The organism is Winogradskyella aurantia (genome assembly GCF_002266855.1).
Lineage (GTDB): Bacteria > Bacteroidota > Bacteroidia > Flavobacteriales > Flavobacteriaceae > Winogradskyella > Winogradskyella aurantia.
In genome coordinates this window covers 1-22,638 of record NZ_NGJN01000010.1, presented here as the reverse complement: position 1 = coordinate 22,638, position 22,638 = coordinate 1, and the positions used below count along the sequence as shown (strand labels likewise).

General features: G+C 36.0%; 25 protein-coding genes and 1 rRNA gene. 17 read left to right on the top strand and 9 right to left on the bottom strand.

The window, feature by feature from the left end; all coding sequences use genetic code 11:
• Together prmC and CA834_RS14340 are read right to left on the bottom strand one after the other, a co-directional pair.
• Entirely contained in the window at positions 1-867 is an 867-nt protein-coding gene (gene prmC, locus CA834_RS14345; RefSeq protein ID WP_317042090.1) for a peptide chain release factor N(5)-glutamine methyltransferase, read from the bottom strand.
• A gap of 11 nt (positions 868-878) precedes the next feature.
• Positions 879-1,370, bottom strand: coding sequence for a GNAT family N-acetyltransferase (locus CA834_RS14340; protein ID WP_110476950.1), 492 nt, complete (start codon positions 1,368-1,370; stop codon positions 879-881).
• 171 nt (positions 1,371-1,541) lie between these two features.
• Between CA834_RS14340 and ribD the strand changes: the two genes are divergently transcribed.
• From ribD to CA834_RS14320, 4 genes are read left to right on the top strand one after another with little or no spacing between them, the layout of a single operon-like run.
• On the top strand, positions 1,542-2,513 hold the full coding sequence (gene ribD, locus CA834_RS14335; RefSeq protein ID WP_240507622.1) for a bifunctional diaminohydroxyphosphoribosylaminopyrimidine deaminase/5-amino-6-(5-phosphoribosylamino)uracil reductase RibD: 972 nt from the start codon (positions 1,542-1,544) through the stop codon (positions 2,511-2,513).
• Complete coding sequence (locus CA834_RS14330; protein WP_094969412.1) at positions 2,506-3,117, top strand: HAD-IA family hydrolase; 612 nt, start codon at positions 2,506-2,508, stop codon at positions 3,115-3,117. Before ribD ends, CA834_RS14330 begins: the two co-directional genes overlap by 8 nt.
• Entirely contained in the window at positions 3,114-3,965 is an 852-nt protein-coding gene (locus CA834_RS14325; RefSeq protein WP_094969411.1) for a hypothetical protein, read from the top strand. The genes CA834_RS14330 and CA834_RS14325 overlap by 4 nt, the downstream gene beginning before the upstream one ends.
• A complete protein-coding gene (locus CA834_RS14320) occupies positions 3,965-4,573 on the top strand; it encodes an IMPACT family protein (protein ID WP_094969410.1) in 609 nt (202 codons plus the stop codon). Before CA834_RS14325 ends, CA834_RS14320 begins: the two co-directional genes overlap by 1 nt.
• Here the strand turns inward: CA834_RS14320 and CA834_RS14315 are convergent.
• On the bottom strand, positions 4,568-4,975 hold the full coding sequence (locus CA834_RS14315; protein ID WP_094969409.1) for an acyl-CoA thioesterase: 408 nt from the start codon (positions 4,973-4,975) through the stop codon (positions 4,568-4,570). The genes CA834_RS14320 and CA834_RS14315 overlap by 6 nt on opposite strands.
• A 197-nt stretch (positions 4,976-5,172) precedes the next feature.
• Here CA834_RS14315 and dnaA point away from each other — a divergent pair, with 197 nt between their 5' ends.
• From dnaA to CA834_RS14300, 3 genes are read left to right on the top strand one after another with little or no spacing between them, the layout of a single operon-like run.
• The gene (dnaA, locus tag CA834_RS14310) at positions 5,173-6,600 is read left to right on the top strand and encodes a chromosomal replication initiator protein DnaA (protein ID WP_094969408.1); all 1,428 of its coding nucleotides are present in this window, start codon (positions 5,173-5,175) and stop codon (positions 6,598-6,600) included.
• A gap of 12 nt (positions 6,601-6,612) precedes the next feature.
• A complete protein-coding gene (locus tag CA834_RS14305; RefSeq protein ID WP_094969407.1) occupies positions 6,613-7,068 on the top strand; it encodes a low molecular weight protein-tyrosine-phosphatase in 456 nt (151 codons plus the stop codon).
• 41 nt (positions 7,069-7,109) lie between these two features.
• Positions 7,110-7,823, top strand: coding sequence for an SAM-dependent methyltransferase (locus CA834_RS14300; RefSeq protein ID WP_094969406.1), 714 nt, complete (start codon positions 7,110-7,112; stop codon positions 7,821-7,823).
• On the opposite strand, the gene CA834_RS14295 is transcribed toward CA834_RS14300, so the two are convergent.
• The 5 genes from CA834_RS14295 to dapF all read right to left on the bottom strand — a co-directional run bounded on the left by CA834_RS14295 (position 7,820) and on the right by dapF (position 11,843).
• Positions 7,820-8,476, bottom strand: a complete 657-nt coding sequence (locus tag CA834_RS14295; RefSeq protein WP_094969405.1) for a peptidoglycan-binding protein LysM — start codon at positions 8,474-8,476, stop codon at positions 7,820-7,822. The two genes, CA834_RS14300 and CA834_RS14295, sit on opposite strands and share 4 nt — an antisense overlap.
• Before the next feature lie 116 nt (positions 8,477-8,592).
• Complete coding sequence (locus CA834_RS14290; RefSeq protein WP_094969404.1) at positions 8,593-9,495, bottom strand: DUF2279 domain-containing protein; 903 nt, start codon at positions 9,493-9,495, stop codon at positions 8,593-8,595.
• A gap of 3 nt (positions 9,496-9,498) precedes the next feature.
• The gene (gene mltG / locus CA834_RS14285; protein ID WP_094969403.1) at positions 9,499-10,542 is read right to left on the bottom strand and encodes an endolytic transglycosylase MltG; all 1,044 of its coding nucleotides are present in this window, start codon (positions 10,540-10,542) and stop codon (positions 9,499-9,501) included.
• Positions 10,543-10,545: 3 nt separating this feature from the next.
• Positions 10,546-11,070, bottom strand: a complete 525-nt coding sequence (locus tag CA834_RS14280; RefSeq protein WP_094969402.1) for a GNAT family N-acetyltransferase — start codon at positions 11,068-11,070, stop codon at positions 10,546-10,548.
• On the bottom strand, positions 11,064-11,843 hold the full coding sequence (dapF, locus tag CA834_RS14275; RefSeq protein WP_094969401.1) for a diaminopimelate epimerase: 780 nt from the start codon (positions 11,841-11,843) through the stop codon (positions 11,064-11,066). The genes CA834_RS14280 and dapF overlap by 7 nt, the downstream gene beginning before the upstream one ends.
• A gap of 147 nt (positions 11,844-11,990) precedes the next feature.
• On the opposite strand from dapF, the gene CA834_RS14270 reads away from it, so the two are divergent.
• The 10 genes from CA834_RS14270 to CA834_RS14225 all read left to right on the top strand — a co-directional run bounded on the left by CA834_RS14270 (position 11,991) and on the right by CA834_RS14225 (position 22,460).
• Positions 11,991-13,400, top strand: coding sequence for a trypsin-like peptidase domain-containing protein (locus CA834_RS14270; RefSeq protein ID WP_094969400.1), 1,410 nt, complete (start codon positions 11,991-11,993; stop codon positions 13,398-13,400).
• Between the two features lie 138 nt (positions 13,401-13,538).
• Positions 13,539-14,987 carry a glyceraldehyde-3-phosphate dehydrogenase gene (locus CA834_RS14265; protein ID WP_094969399.1) on the top strand — a complete coding sequence of 483 codons (1,449 nt, stop codon included), beginning with the start codon at positions 13,539-13,541 and terminating at the stop codon, positions 14,985-14,987.
• 145 nt (positions 14,988-15,132) lie between these two features.
• Positions 15,133-15,747, top strand: coding sequence for a tRNA (guanine-N1)-methyltransferase (locus tag CA834_RS14260; protein WP_094969427.1), 615 nt, complete (start codon positions 15,133-15,135; stop codon positions 15,745-15,747).
• 59 nt (positions 15,748-15,806) lie between these two features.
• Positions 15,807-16,145 (top strand): DUF2834 domain-containing protein, encoded by a 339-nt coding sequence (locus tag CA834_RS14255; RefSeq protein ID WP_094969398.1) that lies wholly within the window; start codon positions 15,807-15,809, stop codon positions 16,143-16,145.
• Between the two features lie 80 nt (positions 16,146-16,225).
• A complete protein-coding gene (gene trmD / locus CA834_RS14250; RefSeq protein ID WP_094969397.1) occupies positions 16,226-16,903 on the top strand; it encodes a tRNA (guanosine(37)-N1)-methyltransferase TrmD in 678 nt (225 codons plus the stop codon).
• A gap of 147 nt (positions 16,904-17,050) precedes the next feature.
• A complete protein-coding gene (gene rplS, locus CA834_RS14245; protein ID WP_094969396.1) occupies positions 17,051-17,401 on the top strand; it encodes a 50S ribosomal protein L19 in 351 nt (116 codons plus the stop codon).
• Positions 17,402-18,166: 765 nt separating this feature from the next.
• Positions 18,167-20,542 (top strand): TonB-dependent receptor, encoded by a 2,376-nt coding sequence (locus CA834_RS14240; RefSeq protein WP_094969395.1) that lies wholly within the window; start codon positions 18,167-18,169, stop codon positions 20,540-20,542.
• 3 nt (positions 20,543-20,545) lie between these two features.
• Positions 20,546-21,361: a DUF4249 domain-containing protein gene (locus tag CA834_RS14235; RefSeq protein ID WP_094969394.1), complete on the top strand. Its 816-nt coding sequence runs from the start codon at positions 20,546-20,548 to the stop codon at positions 21,359-21,361.
• A gap of 63 nt (positions 21,362-21,424) precedes the next feature.
• The gene (gene murQ / locus CA834_RS14230; RefSeq protein ID WP_094969393.1) at positions 21,425-22,240 is read left to right on the top strand and encodes an N-acetylmuramic acid 6-phosphate etherase; all 816 of its coding nucleotides are present in this window, start codon (positions 21,425-21,427) and stop codon (positions 22,238-22,240) included.
• Entirely contained in the window at positions 22,224-22,460 is a 237-nt protein-coding gene (locus CA834_RS14225) for a DUF6095 family protein (protein ID WP_094969392.1), read from the top strand. Before murQ ends, CA834_RS14225 begins: the two co-directional genes overlap by 17 nt.
• A 100-nt stretch (positions 22,461-22,560) precedes the next feature.
• Here CA834_RS14225 and rrf read toward each other — a convergent pair.
• Positions 22,561-22,638, bottom strand: a 5S ribosomal RNA gene (rrf, locus tag CA834_RS14835); the annotation flags it as partial.

Here is a 22,638-nt window from a genome sequence, read left to right as displayed (position 1 = left end):
TTAAATTTTTTCTGCCGTTAACATTCGATCGTTGCCATTTAAATCCTTTCGAAGAGTTATTTGGCTAAAATTTTCTTTATGCAGTAACTGCTTTGTTTCTGCACCAAGATACTGGTTAATTTCAAAAAATAATTGACCGCCCTTTTTAAGTTTTTGGGTAGCAAAGTCTGTTATTTTCCTGTAAAACAATAGGGGGTCGTCATTCTCAACAAACAAAGCTAAACCTGGTTCATTCTCTAACACATTTGGCTTCATAGACGCCTTTTCCAGGTGCCTCACATATGGTGGATTTGACACCAAAATATCAAGGTCAGAATTCGCGTAATTCAAATTCCAAGAATCTTCGTCCAAGATATTAGCATTGATAAATTCTACAGCTGCATTATTGCGTTTGGCATTCTCTTTAGCTACGACTAAAGCGTCCTTTGAAACATCCAAGGCATAAACGTTTGCATAGGGAATATTTTTTGCCAAACTTATTGCTATACATCCTGAACCAGTTCCAATATCCAAAATATTAAGTCTTTTCCGGTCCGATTTTAAAGTTTTACCATGCGCAATAACCAGAGCAACCAACTCCTCAGTTTCTTGTCTCGGTATAAGGACATGCTCATCAACCATAAATTTCAATCCAAAAAACTCTGCTTGACCCAGAATATACTGAATGGGTCGATGTTTTTTTAATTGTATAAGAACATCAGTAATTACTTTAGTGTCTTCTGTTTTTATCAGCTGGTCGGGAGCCATGGCCAGCTTAAAACGATTTAGACCTAAGTAATGCTCCATGGTTATGCAGAAAAAACTATCCACCTCATCCTTACCATAGATCTGGTCTAATTCGTTATGAAACTCATATCTTAAATCCAATACTTTCAAGCTTACAAGTCTTTAATCATCCAAACCGTACAGGAATAATGGCCTGTATTTCCCAATGGGCCATCAATTGCCTTAAATCCAAATTTACGATAGAGCTTTCGTGCATCGTCCATGTAAGGCATGGTTTCAAGATAACATTGATCAAAGCCAGCATCTTTGGCGAATTGAAGGCATGTTGCCATCATCTTTGAACCTAAGCCTCTGCCTCTAGCCTTTGACTTAAAATACATCTTCTGTAACTCACAAATGTTTCCCTCAAAGTTAGCCAAAGGCGCAATACCGGCACCACCCAAAATATCAGCCCCTTCTTGCAAAACAAAATACTGATGCCGGTCTTCATCGTAGGTAGAGGTCATACAATCCAAAGCCTCATCTTCATAAGCTGTACCTACCTTTGGCACTCCCATTTCTATAAGAACAGTCCGAATCGCCCTAGCAATCTTGGTATCATCCTCGGGTCTTATTTTCCGAATAACAATAGTATCTTTACGCACTAATAATTCAATTTTTTTTAGCCTTTTTCTTCGGCATGAAGATAAAGATAATTAGATTGTGTTGAGGATGAGAACCCTTGTGTTTTTTGAGTTTTTTTACACGAGTTTTCAACTAAAACCATAAGATAAAACTAAAAATTGACCGACCACAGTTTATACATAAAACGTTGCTTGCAAATTGCTAAAAATGGACTTGGCACCACGAGGCCTAACCCTATGGTTGGTGCTGTGTTGGTTCATAATGACACTATTATTGGCGAAGGCTTTACAAGTCCTTATGGTAAAGATCACGCTGAAGTGAATGCCATAAATTCAGTTAAAGACAAAGACCTTATAAAGAAGTCCACACTTTATGTAACATTAGAACCTTGTAGCCACTGCGGAAAAACACCACCATGTAGTGATTTAATCATTGAGCATAAAATACCAGAGATTGTTATCGGCTGTATTGATGATAATCCTGAGGTAGCTGGTAAAGGTATTAAACGACTGCAATCAGCCGGTTGCAAAGTGATAGTAGGTGTTTTGGAAGAGGAATGCAGAAGGCACCATAAACGATTTTTTACCTTTCACAATAAAAAACGACCATACATTATACTGAAATGGGCCCAAACCAAAGATGGCTATATAGCACCAATATCGAAATCCGAACAGAGCCCCGTTTGGATAACCAATTCGTATTCTCGTCAATTGGTTCATAAATGGCGCACCGAAGAACAGGCTATTCTTGTTGGTTTTAAAACGGTCATAGAGGATAACCCGAGCTTAACAGCTAGGGATTGGGAAGGTCTAAATCCAATAAGGGTTGTTATTGACAAAGACTTAAGCCTATCGCCTAATTTTAAGGTTTTTGATAAAAACGCAGATACCATCGTAATTAGTAATGACAATCTCAATATCAAGGAACCTTTAGCTGGGCAAATATCAAAAATTCTTTATAAGAGAAACATTAACTCTATTATAATTGAAGGTGGTACTAAAACCCTACAAGCCTTTATTGACGAAAACTTATGGGATGAAGCTAGGATATTCGTTGGAAACATAGAATTTCAAAATGGTACAAAAGCACCACGGCTCCAAGGGAAATCGGTTTCTAAAACCAATATCCTTTTAGATACCCTTAAACATGTTGTAAATGATTAAGACGATTATTTTTGATTTTGGAGATGTATTTATCAATCTAGATAAGAAAGGTGCAATGGCTAATGCACTTAATCTTTTTGGTATAGAAGAATTTGATCAAGACATGATTGCTACAAATATTAAATTTGAAGTGGGTAGCATCAGTAATTTTGAGTTTATCAGTTTTTACAAGAATAAATTTCCTTTTTTAAACGAAGCAGAAATAATAGATGCATGGAACTTCATCTTGAAAGATTTTCCAATGTACCGATTTGAGTTTTTAAAAACATTAAGAAAAGAACAGAAACACAGACTCATATTGCTGAGTAATACCAATACATTACATATTGATTGGGTAAAGGCCAACGTGCCTTTTTATGAAAGTTTTAAAAATTCTTTTGATGCCTTTTATCTTTCTCAAGAAATTCACCTAAGAAAACCTGATACAGATACTTTTGATTTTGTGCTAACCGAAAACAAAATCAACCCTAATGAATGCTTATTCATAGACGATACAAAAGAGAATACGGATGCTGCAGAATCCATGGGGCTAAACGTCTGGAATATTGACGAGACAAAGGAAGACGTTGTGGACGTGTTTACCATTAAAAAAGAGCTGTTTTGATTTATCTTCTTCTGAGTGTATTATCCTCAACGGCTATTTTTGTTTTATTCAAGCTATTGAGCACCTATAAAGCAGATACGCTTCAGGCTATTGTTGTTAACTATATTACAGCCAGTTTTTGTGGCTTTTTGTCATACAAAGGCGCTATTGAGTATACTAGCATTATTAATTCTTCCTGGATCGAGGCTGCTGCGATACTTGGCTTTATGTTTATTTCTATGTTCTATGTCATGGCTTTAACAGCACAAATAAATGGACTTTCAGTAGCTTCAGTAGCTAGTAAAATGAGTGTTGTTATTCCCATTGTATTTGGTATAGTGGTCTTTAAGGAAGCGTTAGGATTTTATAAAATTATGGGCATTGTGCTTGCCCTTATTGCCGTCTATTTAACTTCTGTGAAAGAAAAAGACGATGCGATTTTAACCAAATCGCTCTATCTACCCATAATCGTATTTTTTGGCTCAGGAATTATTGATACGTCGATTAATTATTTTGCCCCTGACGATAAAATACCTTTATTTTCTGCAATTATTTTTTCGATAGCTGGTGTGGTTGGTATAACCTTTCTCAGCTTCAGGTCTATGAGGGCTAAAAAGAAATTTACCTTAAGGGCTATTTCATTTGGCATGGCGCTCGGACTCGTTAATTATGCATCTATCTTTTTTCTTTTAAAAGCTTTGCGGGTTGGTCGTTATGATACCTCAACAATTTTCACCGTCAATAATGTTGCTATTGTAGCGGCTTCAACGTTAGCTGGTCTTTGGGTGTTTAGAGAAAAAATTTCCTTGAAAAACTATGCCGGAATTGTAATTGCTGCTGTTTCAATTATATTGGTTACATTGATTTAATGACATCAGAAGATTCATATAATACAATAAACAAAGCTTCAAAACCAGTCCTTTTCAAGGACAAAAACAGTAAGTTTTACGCTTATGCCTTTCCTGTTATTAATGAAGACCAAGTGAAACAAAAATTAGAAAACTTAAAAAAAGAACATCCTTCCGCCGGGCATTATTGCTATGCTTATCAAATCGGAACTGAAAATAGCCAATATAGAACCAATGATGATGGCGAACCCAAAAATTCAGCAGGGATGCCAATCTACGGTCAAATACAGTCATATAATGTCACTAATATCCTCATTGTTGTGGTGAGATACTTCGGCGGCACAAAACTAGGCGTTAGTGGACTGATAAATGCGTACCGTACAGCAGCTCAAATGGCCTTGGAATCTATTAGAATAATAGAAAAAACCATTGATAAAAAGTATAGCTTAAAATTTAGTTATAATGACATGGGTAAAGTGAGACAATTATTAAAAGAAAATCAAGTGAAAATCCTCTCGCAAACTCTAGAATTAAATTGTCTGTTTGAAATATCTGTCAGAAAAAGCGACAGTTTAAAGGTTTTTGAAATTTTTCAGCAATTCTATGGTGTTGAGATCAGTGAATTATAACGAATAATTTTGCAGTTTGTCTAAAAGATATTTTGGGCATCGTGTAGGACGATTGCGCTGAACATCTATAAATGCCAATTTTGTATAACCTGTAGCTAATAGCACTCCTTTTTCGGTGAACAATTCATAATCAAATTCTATGGATGCTGAGGGCATTTTTTTTAGGGTAGTTTTTACTTTAAGCACATCATCATAACGTGCTGAATTTTTGTAATTTATAGAAAGGGAAATGACAGGTAACATAATACCCTCCGTCTCCATACTACTATAACTTAGACCAAACTCGCGTAACCATTCCGTTCTTCCAACCTCAAAATAAATGGCGTAATTGGCATGATATACAACGCCCATCTGGTCTGTTTCCCCATACCTGACCCTTATTTTTGTTTCATTAATTGACATTTGTTTGCGAGTTTTTAAATAAAAATTTGTACTTTTCGATAGTTTTAAACATGAGGAATTATTTCTAATAATTCAACAAAAATTCATTTTTTTATTAAGAATTTTGTTCACATATTTGTCCTGTTAAAAACTACTAGAGAATCCTAATTCTCTTTTTTTTTGCTAATCTAACTAACAATAAAAATTTAACTTAACGAATGGAGATAACAGCGCAATCTGTATGGAATAATTGTCTCGCTTTTATTAAAGATAACATACAACCACAAGCCTATAAAACATGGTTTGAGCCCATAAAAGCTGTTAAACTTTCTGGAAATGCGTTAAGTATTCAAGTGCCGAGTAAGTTTTTCTACGAGTGGCTTGAAGAGCACTACGTTAAAATTTTAAAAGTAGCCTTAACAAAGGAATTAGGAGAAGATGCCAAGTTGGTCTATGTGATTAAAATGGAAAACACCTACGGCAACAAACAACCGTTTACTGAAAAAATACCGAGTTCAAATCGTTCGGCCGTAAAATCCCAAGATGTAGATGTTCCTTTTGACAATAAAAGCCCTGAACTTAAAAATCCATTTGTTATTCCAGGGATTCGGAATGTAAAAATTGAGTCGCAACTGAATCCTAGTTATAATTTTGAAAATTTTTTAGAAGGTGACTCTAATAGATTGGCACGAAATGCAGGTATTGCAGTGGCTAACAAACCTGGAGGAACCTCGTTTAATCCCTTATTGATTTTTGGAGGTGTGGGACTTGGTAAAACACATCTGGCTCATGCCATTGGAGTAGATATTAAGGATAAATATCCGGAAAAGACTGTCCTGTATATTTCGGCAGAAAAATTCACTCAGCAGTATATCGATTCTGTAAAGAAGAACAATAGAAATGATTTTATTCATTTTTACCAGATAATTGACGTCCTCATTATTGACGATGTTCAATTTTTATCTGGGAAAACAGGCACGCAAGACGTGTTCTTTCATATTTTCAATCATCTGCACCAAAATGGAAAACAAGTTGTCTTAACAAGTGATAAGGCACCTGTTGACATGCAAGATATTGAGCAACGCTTACTATCCCGATTTAAATGGGGACTCTCTGCCGAACTTCAGACACCAGATTTTGAAACCCGGGTTTCTATACTTAGAAACAAACTCTACCGAGATGGTGTGGAAATGCCAGAAGACATTGTAGAATACGTTGCCAAACATATTAAAAGCAATGTACGAGAGCTCGAGGGTGCCATTATCTCCCTCATTGCACAATCCTCATTCAACAAAAAAGAAATCACGATTAACCTTGCTAAGGATATTGTAGAGAAATTTGTGAGGAACACAAAACGTGAAGTCTCAATAGATTACATACAAAAAGTTGTCTCAGATTATTTTCAAATGGATGTAAGCACCTTACAATCCAAAACACGTAAACGCCATATTGTTCAGGCGAGACAATTGGCAATGTTCTTCGCAAAAAAATACACTAAGGCCTCTCTTGCGAGTATAGGCTCCCAAATTGGGCAAAGAGACCATGCCACTGTCCTCCACGCTTGTAAAACAGTAGACAACTTGTCCTCAACGGACAAGCAGTTTCGAAAATACGTTGAGGATTTATCCAAAAAATTATCTCTATAAAGCTTATATTTTATGACACGTATATTAATGGTGTGTTTAGGTAATATTTGCCGTTCGCCATTAGCTCATGGTATCCTAGAATCTAAGCTTAATAGTAATGACTTCTACATAGACTCTGCCGGTACAGGTGCTTATCATGTTGGTGAGCAACCCGACCAACGCTCTATCCAAGTAGCTCTTGAAAATGGTATCGACATAAGCCATCAAAGCGCTAGACAATTTAAAAAATTGGATTTCAATGCTTTTGATATCATTTATGTGATGGATAGTTCTAATTATTCCAATGTTGTAAGTCTTGCCAGCACAAGTAATGACACTAAAAAAGTGAAATTATTTTTGGATGAGAACCCAAACATTTCAAACAAAAACGTACCCGACCCGTATTATGGTGAAGCAGAAGATTTTGAATTGGTCTTTAACATGATTAACGAAACCTGTGATATAATTGCAGAAAATCTGCAAAAGTAGAGTTGCAGGATATTTTCATCGACTTTAGCTATCTTTGATTTATGGACCACAAAGGCAACTTATATCTAATACCAACAAGATTGGGAGACAACCCACCATTAGAAGTGCTGCCTATATCCATAAAAAAAGCGATAGAAAATATAGATTATTACATTGTTGAGAATGAAAAGACAGCTAGACGCTTTATAAAACGGATATCGCCCAACAAATCACAATCCAATTTAAAAATTAATGTCCTAAATAAATATACCACGGAAGCTGAACGAAATACATATTTAAACGTTTGCCTAGAGGGTATTTCAGTGGGGCTGCTTTCTGAAGCGGGTTGTCCCGCTATTGCTGATCCCGGTTCTGATATTGTAGGGTTAGCGCATCAAATGAATATTCGAGTTGTACCCTTGGTGGGTCCCTCTTCTATATTATTAGCACTCATGGCTTCTGGAATGAATGGACAAGGATTTTCATTCAATGGTTATTTACCTATTGATATAAAAGAACGTAAATCTAAATTAAAGCAATTAGAGCGCTTGTCCTTTGAAGATAAGCAAGCGCAGATTTTTATTGAAACGCCCTACCGCAATATGAAGATGCTACAGGATATAATGAGCACCTTGCAACCGAGCACAAGGCTTTGTGTAGCTTGTGACATTACACTACCAACTGAGTTTATAAAAACTAAGTCTGTAAAAGACTGGAAAAACAGCAAGGAAGACCTTCATAAAAGGCCTGCTATTTTTATAATCCAAAAAGATTAAAGTACGGCTTTCGCTTTCTTTTTTGGTTTGATGCTTGAGGTGTCGTAACCAGCAAATTTCTTCATGTAATACTTTACCGTAGACCCATAGGCGTCAGAGAAATTATTGCCGCCATAACTCCTCAAGAACTTTTTTACGCTCCCAGGTCCAGCAAGATGAGCCGCCGCTAGTATACCTGACTCCGTAATCTTAACACCAGAAATGGTCTTGCCTTGAAAACGCTTAATGTCCTTTCTAAGAATCCATTTGTTACGTTCAGCATTCGCTATAAAAGCTTTTTCTTGCAATTCAGGATTATTAAGGAAGAAATTAGGATTGTATATCCCTAATAATTTTAGTGTTTCTGCACCAAATTGGTATTTCCCCAAGTAGCCTAGGGTATTCACCGTAAAATAGTCGCCTCGGGACTCTTTAAAACCTAGCGCTTCTTTAAAACCGTCAAAAGATTTCCCTAAATGAGGCGTGTAATCATCCTCGTTAGGTAGATCTAAATCAGGGACCATTGCTAAATCTGCAGAAATATTATAGTCCAATTCTAATCCCGCTGTTGAATATTGTTCCGGATTTAAGGTTGAATCTGGATACAAGGCTAATGCCAGTACAAAACAGATTGAAAAAGTAAAAATAAAATTCTTAACGCTACTAATTTTCATAAGAGCTAATTTTAGCAGTAAAACGCTTCCCCAAGCAGCTTTACTAAAATCGCCTGCAAAAATACGAAATATTCTACTTTTATTCGATTCTGCCGATTAAGTGCAAAAAATACCTGCTAAAAGTATAGGATGTACCCTTTTAACTGTCCTTGACTATTCAACTCAAGAGTTGGAAAGGGTACCTTAATTACATTTAAAACATCAAATATGGTCTTAAGGAGATGTGATTTTGTTTTAATTCTGCTCAAATCTATGTCTAAACTTAAATAATATTGACTAATTCGCTGCTGGTTTTCAAATGAAGGATCGTTAGGATTACCTGTAAGCATGCCATCTGCACCATATCCAAATGCTAGATTTAACCAATCTGGAATAAAATCAAGCTTTAAAAATGAGTTAATATTAGCACTGAGCCAGTAGGTCTGCCCGTTATAATCCTTCAAAAACTCTTCGGCAAGGCCATCTCCCAGTACATTAGGTCTAACTTGAGCAAAATCCGTTCTGTGAAATGAATATTTTAATAGTAGGCGCTGGTCTCGCCACAACAACTCTTGACCCACATACAAACCTGTCCCCATTGCATTTGCTGCCATATCTGCCCAAGAAAAACCCCATTCATCCGAAAATCCATCCATAATTTCAACAGCCGTTAAAAATCCTAGTCCTAAGGTTGAACCATAAATAAGTTGATCTTTTCTCCCCACTCCTGCCCAATTTAGGGCATTTGCTCCTAGCCTTCCTAACTGGTATGATGAAAATACATGTCCAAATTTATCCATTTGACGCCACTCTCTGCTGTCGTTAACAGTTTTGAAACTTGATTTAGTGTAATCGGCGTACCACAACTGGTTTAATCCTAACAAAGTAAGTGTCGCTAAAGATACCTCTGAAATTACAACAGCATTTCTGCGAGAGGTATTTAAGGTGTCGCTTGGTTTTAAAAAACGATTAATACCTGACTGGGAATAAGTTACACTGAGAAACAAAAAGGCTAATAGTACAAAAAACCTCTTTCTCACGTTCTATCTATTAATACCTTGTTTAGACAGGTAGACCTGATACTCTCGTGCGTTTCTATTATGCTGACCCAAAGTTTGGGCAAATTTATGGTACCCAGGGCGTTCGGCATCAGCCGCAAAATATAAGTAGTTGTGCTTCTCTGCATTTAGCACCGCATCAATGGCCGACAAATCAGGCATAGCGATAGGCCCGGGTGGTAAGCCTCCATACATATAGGTATTATATGGAGAGTCTATGTCCTTGTGTTCATTTAGAACCCTCCTTATAACCGTATTTTGATATTTTGGCAATTTATAAGCTGCAAATTTTAAGGTAGGATCGGCCTGTAGTGGCATTCCTATTCTTAACCTGTTTAAATAAACTCCCGCGACTCGCGGTTGTTCTTCTTTTTGCTTAGACTCTTCATATACAATCGAGGCCAATATTATAACCTCATTAGGTTTTAGATTCAAATTTTCAGCCTTGGACTTTCGCTCTGAGGTCCAAAAATTTTTATATTCTTTCAACATCCTTGACCTAAATTGAACGGCTGATGTATTCCAAAAAAACTCGTAACTATTAGGCAGATACATTCCTAGCGCCGTTTCAGGACTAAAACCATTCTTCTGTAAGAATGTCGTGTCTTTCATAGCCTTCAATAAAGAGATACTATCAGCCTCAATTTGTGCGCTAATCCTACCCGCTAAATCTTCAAGACTATTTTGATTATTAAATGATACTCTTAAGGGAAGATTTTTACTTCTAATGGAATTAATAATGTCATTATTGTTCATTCCGTTGCTTATTACGAAACGACCTGCTTTTATATTGGTTGTGTATTTTTTCTGTTTGGCCAGAGCATCAAAAGAGCCTAAATTCTTTAATAAAGGCTTGAGTTGCTCCCTAACCTCTGAATAACTGGCATCAGTAGGTACATAGATATAGGCTTCCTTGTTGTTAAATGCTGTATTGGGTTGAAACATGGCGTGATAGATATAGTAAGCTACAATACCGAATACCAATAAGCCAATCAAGGCAACCGCCCAAAGTATTTTCTTTATATACATTTATTATTTGTTAATGCGTTGTAGTAAATATTCATCATTAAATGCTTTACCATCAAACCTCCAATCTTTTTTCAAACCTACTTTTTCAAATCCTTGACCCTCAAAAAGTTTCAGACTTAAATCGTTTTCAACGCCAATATTAGCATAGACTTGATGCAAATGCAAGTGTTCAAAACAATAATTCACCAATAATTTCAACGCTTCCTTTCCATGTCCTTGTTTACGGCTACTATCGTCCTTAATAAGGATACCTATACCAGCTCTCTTATTCTTAGGGTTGAAATCAAAAATATCTATAAGACCTATAGTCTTGCCCTCATACGTGCAAATAACGAGGCGTAATTGTTTGGCAGCGTAAATATCGTCCTTGGCATTTTCAAGATATTGTTTTATTAAAAATCGAGAATAGGGCGTTTGGGTTTCACTAATCTCCCATAACTCCGTATTGTTTTCTACCTCGAAAACAAATTCTAAATCTTCGGGTTCTAAGGCTCTAAGATAAATATGCTCGCCTTTTAAGCTTACCATTCTATTTCCCCTTTAAATATTTGCTCTGCCGGACCAATAAGCCAAATATTTCGATAACCATCCTGGGTTGACTCGAAGGTCACTTTTAAGTCTCCTCCTGGCGTGTTCAAATGAATTGTACTCGACTTAGCCTTTCCACTTTTGTGCATGGCTAAAGCCACAGCTGTAACCCCTGTACCACAGGATAAGGTTTCATTTTCTACCCCACGTTCATATGTCCTTACGGCGAATACTTTGCTTGACATTTGTTTAACAAAATTAACATTAGTGCCTTCCTTACCGTATGGTTGTCCATATCGTATCTCTGCACCTTCATCCTTTATATTTAAATCCTTTAGATTTTCAACCATTTTTATGTGATGGGGCGAACCCGTGTCTAAAAACATATGTGTAGCATGCTCTTCAATTTTGTCAACATCCTGCATTTGTAAATACACGAGCCCGTCTATTATTTTAGACTTGTGAATACCATCTATTGCCATAAAAGTGGATTCGTCTTCTATAAGGCCAAGAAAATGTGCAAAGGCAGTTATGCATCGTCCTCCATTGCCGCACATACTGCTTTCATTTCCGTCTGAATTAAAGTAAACCATTTTAAAATCTGAAAAATCGTCATTTTCCAATAAAATAAACCCGTCTGCTCCTATGCCAAAACGTCTGTCACAAATCTCGGCAATACGTTTGGTATTGTTTTTGTTTATTTTATTACGACGATTATCAACGATAATAAAATCGTTACCGGTACCTTGATACTTATAAAAATCCATTGTCATATTATTGGAGCAAATATAGGTATTTACGCATTAAATAGACCTTTTAAGACAAGGTTAAAGTCGGCGTTAAATAGTCGTTAAAATTAAAAATGAATCTAATAAATCAATAATTTTAAACGTTAAACAATAAATCTAAATCTTAAAAATATGAAGAAGATTTTAACCTTAGTATGTGTTTCGATATTGGGCGGTCTGTTAACTTTAGGTGGATATAAACTCTTCATCGAGGAAGAATCAACCCCTACCATAGTTGAAACCTCTCCTGATTTTCCGGTATTTGTTCCAACAAACAATACTGCCACACTAAATAGCGCGACTAGTTTTGCCCCTAATTTTGTTGAGGCTGCTGAAAAATCAATAGATGCCGTAGTTCACGTTAAGAATACGGCTATTGTCTCGGCGCCAATGACGATGTATGATTTGTTTTCTGGCAGAAATTCACAACGCGCACAAGTTGGTACGGGTAGTGGCGTAATTATTTCCCCGACCGGGTATATCGTAACCAATTACCACGTTATAAAAAATGCCACTGAAATTAGTATAACACTCAACAATAATAAAGTATTCATGGCAGATTTGATTGGTGCCGATGAAACTACAGATATTGCTTTATTAAAAATTGAAACTGATGAAGAATTGCCCTTTTTGGCTTTTGGAGACTCAGATAGTGCTAAAATCGGAGAATGGGTATTAGCTGTTGGTAACCCCTTCAATTTAAACTCTACGGTAACTGCAGGCATTATAAGTGCAAAATCACGCGATTTATCTGGACAAAACATTCAATCCTTTATTCAAACAGATGCAGCTGTTAACCCTGGAAATTCTGGTGGTGCCTTAGTAAATATCAACGGTGATTTAGTTGGTATTAATACGGCCATTTCGTCTAGAACCGGATCATATATAGGCTATTCCTTCGCTGTACCGAGTAATATAGCCAGAAAAATTGTTAATGATATCATGGAATATGGTAATGTCCAAAATGGCATTCTAGGTGTTGTAGGCGGCGCCTTAAACAGTAAAGCTGCAGAGTCACTTGGAACTGATGTTACAGAAGGTTTTTATGTAAGTGAAGTGCAAGAAAATACGGGTGCTGAAAAAGCAGGTATACGCTCTGGCGATATCATCAAGAAAATTGATAATGTGGAAATCAATAAATTTTCGGACTTATCTGGTTACTTAAAAACCAAAGGACCTAATGATATTGTAAATGTCACTTTAATCAGAGATGGCAATACTGAAGTAATACCCGTAACCCTTTTAAAACCATCTATAACTATATTGCAACCCATAGGATTTGTAAAGAATGCTTCAAAGAAGGAGCTAGAGAAATTCAACGCTGACTACGGCGTAAAAATTTCAGAATTTGATGAGACTTATAAAATGGAATGGTACCAGAGCGGTATTGAAGAGGGCAGTATTGTCACTAGAATCAATGGTAAAAAATTATATTCAATCGACGATGTACAGACTGCAATAAAAACAAGGAAATTCAATGAGCCTTTACAAATAGAAGTTATCAATAAAGAAGGCGAAAGATTAGTTTTCAATTTTAGATAAAAAACCTGTTTAAAGAGATAAAAAACACCCTTCAAAGGTCTATTCTTTGAAGGGTGTTTATTTTCGACCAAATGTTCTACGAAAACGTTTGAAATAGATTATTTTTGCCGCAAATTATTAAACCAATATACTAAAACAATGGGTTTTAACGATACTTACGAAAAGGAGTTAGCTTTTCAGGCAGATCGTCGCAGGGCAACGGTCGAATTTATAAAAATTGTAAGCGATTTATGGTACGACAAGTCTATAGAGCTTGTTATTTTTAGAAATCAATTGATTGATCGAAATGTCAGTGAAATTCTAAACTTGCATGAGTATGCCGGGGAATTTGTTCAAAAACCAATTTCTATTTTCGATTCTGTTGAAATTGCACAAGCCATTAATGACCTACACCTGCCCCCGTCAAAACTCGATATTGGAAAGTTAACCTATGAATACCATCTTGAAGACCAAAAGTACAATAACGCAAGAGCATTCGTTGCGGCAAAACTAGGGGAATCAAAAGAAAATAAAGCCATTGAACCAAAAGATGTGATACTCTACGGTTTTGGAAGAATAGGAAGATTGGTGGCGCGCGAACTTATGACCCGAACAGGCTCAGGTAGCCAACTTCGTTTAAGAGCCATTGTGACCAGAGGTGATATTAATAAGACTGTTCTAGAAAAAAGAGCTTCTCTTTTACGAAATGATTCCGTACACGGCGACTTCTCTGGTATGGTAAATATTGATGTCGATAATTCGGCCTTAATAATTAACGGTACCACCGTAAAAATGATTTCTGCCAACGCACCAGAAGATATTGATTATACAAAATATGGCATAAGCAATGCTTTGGTAATTGATAATACAGGTGCTTTTAGGGATAAGGAAGCTTTAGGAAGACATTTAAAATCAAAAGGTGTCGACAAGGTATTGCTCACTGCACCTGGAAAAGGGGTTCCTAATATCGTACATGGTGTAAACCAATTAGAATATAATCCTGATAAGGTAAAGATTTTTTCGGCAGCGTCTTGTACTACAAATGCTATCACTCCGGTCTTAAAGGCTATTGAAGATTCTTTTGGCATTAAATCTGGTCATCTCGAAACCATTCATGCTTACACCAACGATCAAAATTTAGTTGATAATTTCCACAAAAAATACCGGAGAGGTCGAGCAGCTGCATTAAATATGGTGATTACGGAAACAGGAGCCGGTCAAGCCGTTAGCAAAGCACTACCCTCTCTTGAAGGTAAATTAACTTCAAATGCTATTCGAGTACCAGTACCAAACGGATCCCTGGCAATTCTCAATTTAGAACTCGAAAGCAAAACCAGTTTAGATAGCCTAAACACCATTATGAAAAAATATGCGCTAGAAGGAGATTTGGTTGAACAGATTAAATACGAAATGAGTGATGAATTGGTTTCAACCGATATTGTGGGAAGTTCGGCGCCATCCATTTACGACAGCAAAGCAACCATTGTAAGACCAGATGGAAAAAATGTTATTCTATATATTTGGTACGATAATGAATACGGGTACAGCCACCAGGTCATTCGTTTAGCCAAGTATATTTCTAAAGTAAGACGATATACTTATTATTAGAAAAATCTAAATTTTATTATTGCTCGTATATAAAATAGCCTCCTAAATTAGCGAGGCTATTTGTTTAAAAATTTAGAAAAAATTGCTCATAAAATTACTATCTTGGCAATCATTAAATGCTAACCCTCAAAAAATTACAAGGTCGATGAAATTTATACTGAAGGCTCTATTAGTGGTCCTAGTCCTAACGAATTACCAATATCTTCAATCACAAGCAAATCAAGATTCAAAGGAAAAATTATCACTTAATAGTGGCACTATTGACAATCAATTTGAATATGTTATTCAGAAATCGAATCGGTATCAAGAATTTAAAGTAGTTAAAACTACTTGGCTATATGCTCTAAAGGCCCACACCCTAGATTCTTTAAGTGCTATCAGAAAAGATTTAGCGGATACACAGAATATCGTAAATACCCAATCTAAGGAGATTCAAGATTTAAAGACGAATTTGGCCCAAACACAAACCACATTAGCGACAACCGAGGAAGAGAAAAATAATATGGCCTTATTCGGTGTTCAAATGGGGAAAGCAAAATACAATGTCTTAATGTGGACTATTGTTGCCATTTTGCTTGGCTTATTGCTCTTCTTTGTCTACAAGTTTAAAAATAGCAACGCCCTTACAAGAGAAGCCAAGCTCAAATTGGACGAGGTTGAATCAGAGTTTGAAGATCACCGTCGTACTGCCTTGGAGCGCGAACAAAAAGTAAGACGACAACTGCAGGACGAAATCAATAAAAACAAAACAAAAGGTTAATCAATAAATGACCTATAAAAATGTTCTAAATTCCGTAATTTTATAATTGCGGTTTTTTTATGAAGTTTAAATATATCTACATTCTATTGGCCATTTTAGGGCTTGTGCTTACCTGGTACTATAATATCCAGTTTTACTTGTCGGTTCAAGACACGTCTATTTGGAATTTCATTGACCAGACCAATACCACTTTTCCTGCAAAGTCGATTTCAGCCGATATTTCTGTCGTTGCAATTACTTTTTTAATTTGGATGACCTATGAATCCTTAAAACTTAAGATAAAATATTGGTGGGTAGTAATCCCTTTAACCTTTCTAATCGCCATCGCCTTCAGTTTCCCATTATTTTTATACATGAGGGCCAATCGTTTAGAAGTGATAAATCAGCAAAAGCAATAGAGTACAAGCAATTTCCATACTAAGGGATAGTGGTTTAAGTTTAGCGAATTGAATTATCTTTGCAACCAACAAACCTTACCATGCGCATAGACATTATAACCGTATTACCGGAACTTTTAAAAAGTCCGTTTGAAGCTTCCATTTTAAAACGTGCTATTGAAGCCCAATTAGTCGAGGTCCATTTTCATAATTTAAGAGATTATGCAACAGATAATTACAAATCGGTTGACGACTACCAATTTGGTGGAGGAGCAGGTATGGTAATGCTAATAGAGCCTATTGATAAATGTATTTCAAAACTTAAGGGAGAACGACATTATGATGAGGTAATTTATATGACACCAGATGGTGAACAATTAAACCAAGGGATAACCAATCAGATATCATTAAATGAGAATATTATAATTCTCTGTGGCCACTATAAAGGTGTGGATCAACGCGTACGCGACATGTTTGTTACCAAGGAAATATCCATAGGCGATTACGTATTGTCTGGCGGTGAATTGGCTGCCGCTGTTCTATGCGATGCCGTAATTCGTTTAATTCCCGGTGTACTTGGCAATGAAACATCAGCCCTAACAGATTCCTTTCAAGATAATTTGTTGGCACCACCTATTTACACTAGACCGCGCATATATAAGGGTATCACAGTACCTGAAATTTTATTTAGTGGCAATTTCCCTGAAATTGAAAAATGGAGAGAAGATCAAGCCTATAAGAGAACGCAAGAACGGCGACCGGATTTACTTAAAGATTAAGTTCTTTATACGGAGTTTATCAGGACATAAAAATATCAATAAATCGTTGCGCATTTTTAATTAATATCTATCTTTGCACCCTCTTTTAGATTAACCTCTGGCGAAAATCGTGAATGTTGGTTTAGAACAATCATTAAAAACTAAATTATGAATTCTTTAGTAAAATTTGTACAAGACGAATTTGTAACAAGAAAAGACTTACCAGAGTTTAGTGCTGGAGATACCATTACGGTCTATTATGAAATTAAGGAAGGAAGTAAAACACGGACTCAGTTCTTTAAAGGTGTCGTTTTGCAGCGTAAAGGTTCTGGAACAACAGAAACATTTACAATCCGTAAAATGTCTGGTACCATTGGTGTTGAGCGCATATTCCCGGTAAACTTGCCTGCCTTACAGAAAATTGAAGTAAACAAACGTGGTAAAGTGCGCAGAGCACGAATATTTTACTTCAGAGGACTTACTGGTAAAAAAGCTAGAATTAAAGAAGTTAGGAGATAACTCTCCACGAACACTTATAAAAAAGCCCTCTGTACAGAGGGCTTTTTTAGTTGTTAACTTTTGTTAATAACCTTGGTTTATAAAATGTGGATATCTAAATCGTTAAAAAATTTGGATTCGTAAAACAAAAATGTACTTTAGTAAAGGATTTAACAACAAACAGTGTTTGGTTTTAAGAATTATCTTGAACTAGTGTTAAATCTTAGTAAAGTAACGTTCTTTATTTATTGAGGTTGTTTTTTGAGTTCAGTGAGCGACTTGTGTAGGCAAGTAGGTATAGTTGGACATGAAGCATAATTCATTTGCCTTGTTTTGCAGGGTTTGTGATGTCATGTGAAAAGCCTTGAAAAAGTAGCAGAATCGAAAGTGACTGTGAAAAGGATAGGCAATACCTAAGATGGTATCAATCGTGTAAGCGGCGGTTACTAGACGAGGTATCAAGAAAAACACACCTTAAGAGACGGACAGTATCAGGTCAATACATTTTGATGGATATTTCCGTTTCAAAATTGGAGCAGAAACGCTTGAACTTAATAAGATAGTGTGTAATAGCACTGGTCTAGTTAGTGAAAACTAACGAGTCATGTAAGTACTGTTTCAATAGAAGCCATGTCAACGCAGTCTAACTGCTGTGATATGGCTTTTTTTTTCAATTTTTTTGAAACTGAAACCATAAATATCGGTTCTATTTCCAATAAGATTAAACTTACGTTAAAAGGGCTTCACTAAAAATTTAGGTTTTTTACTTTAGTAAAAAATTGTTAGATGAAATTATCCTTTGCTGGACTTTTTATTTTCACCTTCCTGCTGAACACAATTATAGAGGCTCAAGAACGATTTACCTTGAGTGGAACTATAACGGACAATCAAAGTAACGAAACCCTTATTGGTGTTAATATTGTTGCACCAGCAGCGCAAGCTGGGACCGTGACCAATGAATATGGTTTTTTCTCTTTAACTCTTCCGGAAGGCACTTATGAGATTCAAATTAGCTACTTGGGCTTCAAAACCATTACAGAAACTATTTTATTGAATCAAGATATCAGCAAAAACTATAAGCTAATTGAGTCGGCTGAAAGTTTAGATGAAGTTGTTATTAAGGAAGACGTTGAACGATTAAATATCAAAAAACCTCAAATGAGTGTCAATGCCCTTTCTATTAAAACCATAAAAAATATGCCGGTGGTTTTAGGCGAAGTCGATGTAATAAAATCAATTATCCTACTTCCTGGAGTCACTAATGCTGGTGAAGGATCGTCAGGATTTAATGTAAGAGGTGGTGCAGCAGACCAAAACCTAATCCTATTAGATGAGGCTCTTATTTTTAATTCATCTCATTTATTTGGTTTTTTCTCTGTGTTTAACCCCGATGCTATAAAGGATTTAAAATTATATAAGGGTGGTATTCCAGCAAAATATGGTGGACGCGTATCATCAGTACTGGATATTTACCAAAAAGAAGGAAACAGTAACCAATTTAAAATGAGTGGTGGTATAGGATTGGTGTCAAGCAGATTGTTGGTTGAAGGTCCTATTAAAAAAGAGAAGGGATCATTCTTGTTTGGTGGTCGCAGTAGTTATGCGCATCTTTTCCTTCCATTGTTCGATCTAGACAATGTGGCCTACTTTTATGATTTAAATACCAAACTAAGTTATAAACTCAATGACAGAAATAATATTTACCTCTCTGGCTATTTTGGAAGAGACGTGTTCAATATTCAAGATAGTTTTGAGAATACATATGGAAATACTGTCGTCAATTTTAGATGGAATCACCTGTTTTCCGATAAGCTTTTCTCCAATTTATCCTTAATCTATTCAGATTATTATTACGGTTTAGACTTAAACTTTGTTGGGTTTGAATGGGAATCTGGCATTCGAAATTTCAATGTAAAGTATGATTTCAAACACTACATAAGTAATAACTTTAAGCTTGAATACGGTTTAAATAGTATTTACTATAAGTTCAATCCCGGAGATATTAAACCTAACAACGCGGATTCAGGCATTAATCCGTTTAAATTAATAGATAAATACGCGTTCGAAAATGCCATTTATATTGATGCCGAACATCAATTGAGCAATCGATTTTCAATCAGTTACGGTACACGGCTAAGCACTTTCCATAGATTGGGACAAGATGAACAAAACGTATATGAAAATAATAATCCAGTAATTTTTAATGAAGAATTAGGCGTTTATGAGAAGGCAGAACCAATTGGTACAGAACGTTTTAACAGAAATGACGTTATAGAGTCATTTACCAATATAGAACCAAGACTATCAATGGCCTATCAGTTAAACGATAAATCATCTGTAAAGGCAAGTTATAATAGGATGTCCCAATATTTGCACTTGCTATCTAACACCAACTCCCCAACACCTCTTGATGTCTGGGCGCCAAGTGGAGAGTTCATTCAACCGCAGTTATTAGACCAAGTAGCTTTGGGATATTTCAGAAACTTTAAAGACAACACGTATTCTTTAGAAGTTGAGGCCTTTTATAAGACCATTCAAAACCGTATTGATTATATAGACGGCGCAGATTTAATAGCAAATAACGCTATTGAACAAGTGATTTTAAATGGAGAAGCTAGAGCCTACGGGTTGGAATTTCTTTTGAGAAAAAATGAAGGACGATTAAAAGGTTGGCTCTCCTATACCTTATCTCGATCAGAACAAAGAACGCCAGGCAGAACAGCTATAGAAACAGGAATTAATAATGGCCAATGGTACGCTACGCCCTTTGACAAGACACACGATATATCATTGACAACTAGTTATGAAATCAATAAAAAGTGGTCCTTAAATTCAAATTTCATTTTTCAAACCGGTCTAGCTGCTACCTTTCCCAATGGACAATATGAATATAATGGCATAGTAGTTCCCAGTTTTGAATCAAGAAACTCTAGCAGGCTTCCGGCTTATCACCGTTTAGACTTTTCATTAAATTACAATCCAAATCCGGAAAGTACCAAACCATTTAAGGGAGAATGGGTATTTGGAATTTATAATATCTATAATCGAAAAAACGCTGTAAATATCCAGTTTAGAGAAAACAGAACGACTGGTACTAATGAAGCTTTGAGGTTGGCAATATTCGGCATAGTACCATCAGTATCCTATAATTTTAAATTTTAAGAAATGAAGAAGGTCCTAATTTTTATTTTTGCTTTTAGCTTCTTCTATAGTTGTGAAGATGTCATTGATATTGACTTAAATGAAGCTGAGCCTCGTTTAGTTATAGAAGCCTCCATCAATTGGTTCAAAAACACCGCAGGAAACGAGCAAGCCATACGACTAAGTCTGTCGGCGCCCTTCTTCGATGAGACAGTGCCTCCAGCAAATGACGCAATCGTTCAGATTGTTGACTCAAATAATAACGTTTTTGATTTTGTTGAGGATGGTAATACAGGCATTTACAAGAATAATACATTTGTCCCGGTTATTGATGAGACCTATGTGTTGACAATTAATTATGAAGAAGAGATTTATACCGCAACTGAAACTTTAAAATCAGTTGTACCAATCGATTTTGTAGAACAAAACAACGATGGTGGATTTTCCGGTGAGGATATTGAACTCAAAGCGTTTTATACTGATCCCGCAAATATTGAAAATTATTACTTCTTTGAATTTATTAGTGATATAGCTGTTGTTCCTACCCTAGAAGTTTACGAAGATAGATTCACGGATGGCAATCAAATATTTGGGTTTTATACTGAGGAAGATTTAGAAGCAGGAGATGTTGTTACTATAAGAAATTATGGTGTCTCGAGTCGCTTTTATGATTTTATGTTTATCCTACTCCAGCAAGGAAGTGACGAAGGCGGTGGACCATTTGAGACCCAGCCAGCTACAGTTAGAGGTAATTGTGTAAACCAAACCAATCCGGATAATTTCCCTTTTGGATATTTTCGTCTTTCAGAAGTAGATGAGGTAATTTATACTGTAGAATAAGAAAGGCCATTGCTTGTCAAAATAAGGGTCTTCTAGTGAAAGATTTTATTACTACATTTAACTATGGATTTTATTAAGACTACAGAACAGGATTCAAATTATGATAATCTCGATAACATGACGGTTAAGGAGATTATTACCAATATCAATAATGAAGATAAAACCGTTCCTTTAGCTGTAGAAAAAGTTCTTCCAGAAATAGAAGCCTTGACTAACGCGGTCATCAGTAAACTAAAAAATGGAGGTCGATTATTCTACATGGGTGCAGGAACTAGTGGAAGGCTCGGAATTCTTGATGCTTCTGAATGCCCACCTACATTTGGTGTTTCTCATGATTTAGTTATAGGACTCATCGCTGGTGGAGATAAGGCCATAAGAAGAGCTGTTGAAAATGCAGAAGATTCCAAAACACAAGGTTGGAGCGATTTAAAACAATACAATATATCTTCTAAGGATGTGGTAATTGGCATAGCTGCCTCAGGTACAACGCCTTATGTCATTAATGCCTTAATCGCATGCAACGAAAAAAACATACTTACGGGGTGTATTACTTGTAATGCCAAAAGTCCTCTAGCCCATACAGCAAAGATACCTGTTGTTGTCGTTGTTGGACCTGAGTTTTTAACAGGTAGCTCACGTATGAAAGCAGGCACAGCTCAAAAATTAGTTCTCAATATGATAACCACAACCACAATGATTCACTTAGGACGTGTTAAGGGAAATAAAATGGTTGATATGCAATTAAGTAATAATAAACTTGTTGAAAGAGGAGTGAAAATGGTAATGGAAGAACTAAAGGTTTCAGAGAGCGAAGCGTCAAGGCTATTAGATGAACATAAAAGTGTAAGAGAAAGCATTAAATATGGAAGAAGACCATAAAACTGATAAAGACATTTTGATAAAAGGACTGAAACGTTTAGGTATTTGCTTGTTATTAATGTTTACTGGTCCTACTTTACTGCATCTTGCCTTAGACAATAGTGACAAACCACTTTATATACCTTTACTTATTCTAGCTCTTATTTTATGCGCTATGGCCATCTTATTTTTATTTCTTGGGATAAATACCATAATGAAAAGTATGTTTAAAAAGAATTAATTGAGCTATTAGAATTAGCATTAATTATTTTACTTTCCTAAATGTATGATTCGATAACAAAAAAAGGGCCCCTGCTTTATCAGCAAGGGCCCTTATCAAAGAAAGGCGGCGACCTACTCTCCCACGAGTGCAGTACCATCGGCGCTAACGGGCTTAACTACTCTGTTCGGAATGGTAA

Excerpts from the sequence above, each read along its gene's own strand:
- murQ (WP_094969393.1), top strand. The coding sequence starts at position 21,425 with ATGGATTTTATTAAGACTACAGAACAGGATTCAAATTATGATAATCTC.
- rplS (WP_094969396.1), top strand. The coding sequence starts at position 17,051 with ATGAATTCTTTAGTAAAATTTGTACAAGACGAATTTGTAACAAGAAAA.
- CA834_RS14225 (WP_094969392.1), top strand. The coding sequence starts at position 22,224 with ATGGAAGAAGACCATAAAACTGATAAAGACATTTTGATAAAAGGACTG.
- trmD (WP_094969397.1), top strand. The coding sequence starts at position 16,226 with ATGCGCATAGACATTATAACCGTATTACCGGAACTTTTAAAAAGTCCG.
- dapF (WP_094969401.1), bottom strand. The coding sequence starts at position 11,843 with ATGACAATGGATTTTTATAAGTATCAAGGTACCGGTAACGATTTTATT.
- CA834_RS14260 (WP_094969427.1), top strand. The coding sequence starts at position 15,133 with ATGAAATTTATACTGAAGGCTCTATTAGTGGTCCTAGTCCTAACGAAT.
- CA834_RS14295 (WP_094969405.1), bottom strand. The coding sequence starts at position 8,476 with ATGAAAATTAGTAGCGTTAAGAATTTTATTTTTACTTTTTCAATCTGT.
- CA834_RS14235 (WP_094969394.1), top strand. The coding sequence starts at position 20,546 with ATGAAGAAGGTCCTAATTTTTATTTTTGCTTTTAGCTTCTTCTATAGT.
- CA834_RS14255 (WP_094969398.1), top strand. The coding sequence starts at position 15,807 with ATGAAGTTTAAATATATCTACATTCTATTGGCCATTTTAGGGCTTGTG.
- CA834_RS14330 (WP_094969412.1), top strand. The coding sequence starts at position 2,506 with ATGATTAAGACGATTATTTTTGATTTTGGAGATGTATTTATCAATCTA.
- mltG (WP_094969403.1), bottom strand. The coding sequence starts at position 10,542 with ATGTATATAAAGAAAATACTTTGGGCGGTTGCCTTGATTGGCTTATTG.
- dnaA (WP_094969408.1), top strand. The coding sequence starts at position 5,173 with ATGGAGATAACAGCGCAATCTGTATGGAATAATTGTCTCGCTTTTATT.
- CA834_RS14280 (WP_094969402.1), bottom strand. The coding sequence starts at position 11,070 with ATGGTAAGCTTAAAAGGCGAGCATATTTATCTTAGAGCCTTAGAACCC.
- CA834_RS14240 (WP_094969395.1), top strand. The coding sequence starts at position 18,167 with ATGAAATTATCCTTTGCTGGACTTTTTATTTTCACCTTCCTGCTGAAC.
- CA834_RS14305 (WP_094969407.1), top strand. The coding sequence starts at position 6,613 with ATGACACGTATATTAATGGTGTGTTTAGGTAATATTTGCCGTTCGCCA.
- CA834_RS14265 (WP_094969399.1), top strand. The coding sequence starts at position 13,539 with ATGGGTTTTAACGATACTTACGAAAAGGAGTTAGCTTTTCAGGCAGAT.
- CA834_RS14320 (WP_094969410.1), top strand. The coding sequence starts at position 3,965 with ATGACATCAGAAGATTCATATAATACAATAAACAAAGCTTCAAAACCA.
- CA834_RS14300 (WP_094969406.1), top strand. The coding sequence starts at position 7,110 with ATGGACCACAAAGGCAACTTATATCTAATACCAACAAGATTGGGAGAC.
- CA834_RS14270 (WP_094969400.1), top strand. The coding sequence starts at position 11,991 with ATGAAGAAGATTTTAACCTTAGTATGTGTTTCGATATTGGGCGGTCTG.
- CA834_RS14315 (WP_094969409.1), bottom strand. The coding sequence starts at position 4,975 with ATGTCAATTAATGAAACAAAAATAAGGGTCAGGTATGGGGAAACAGAC.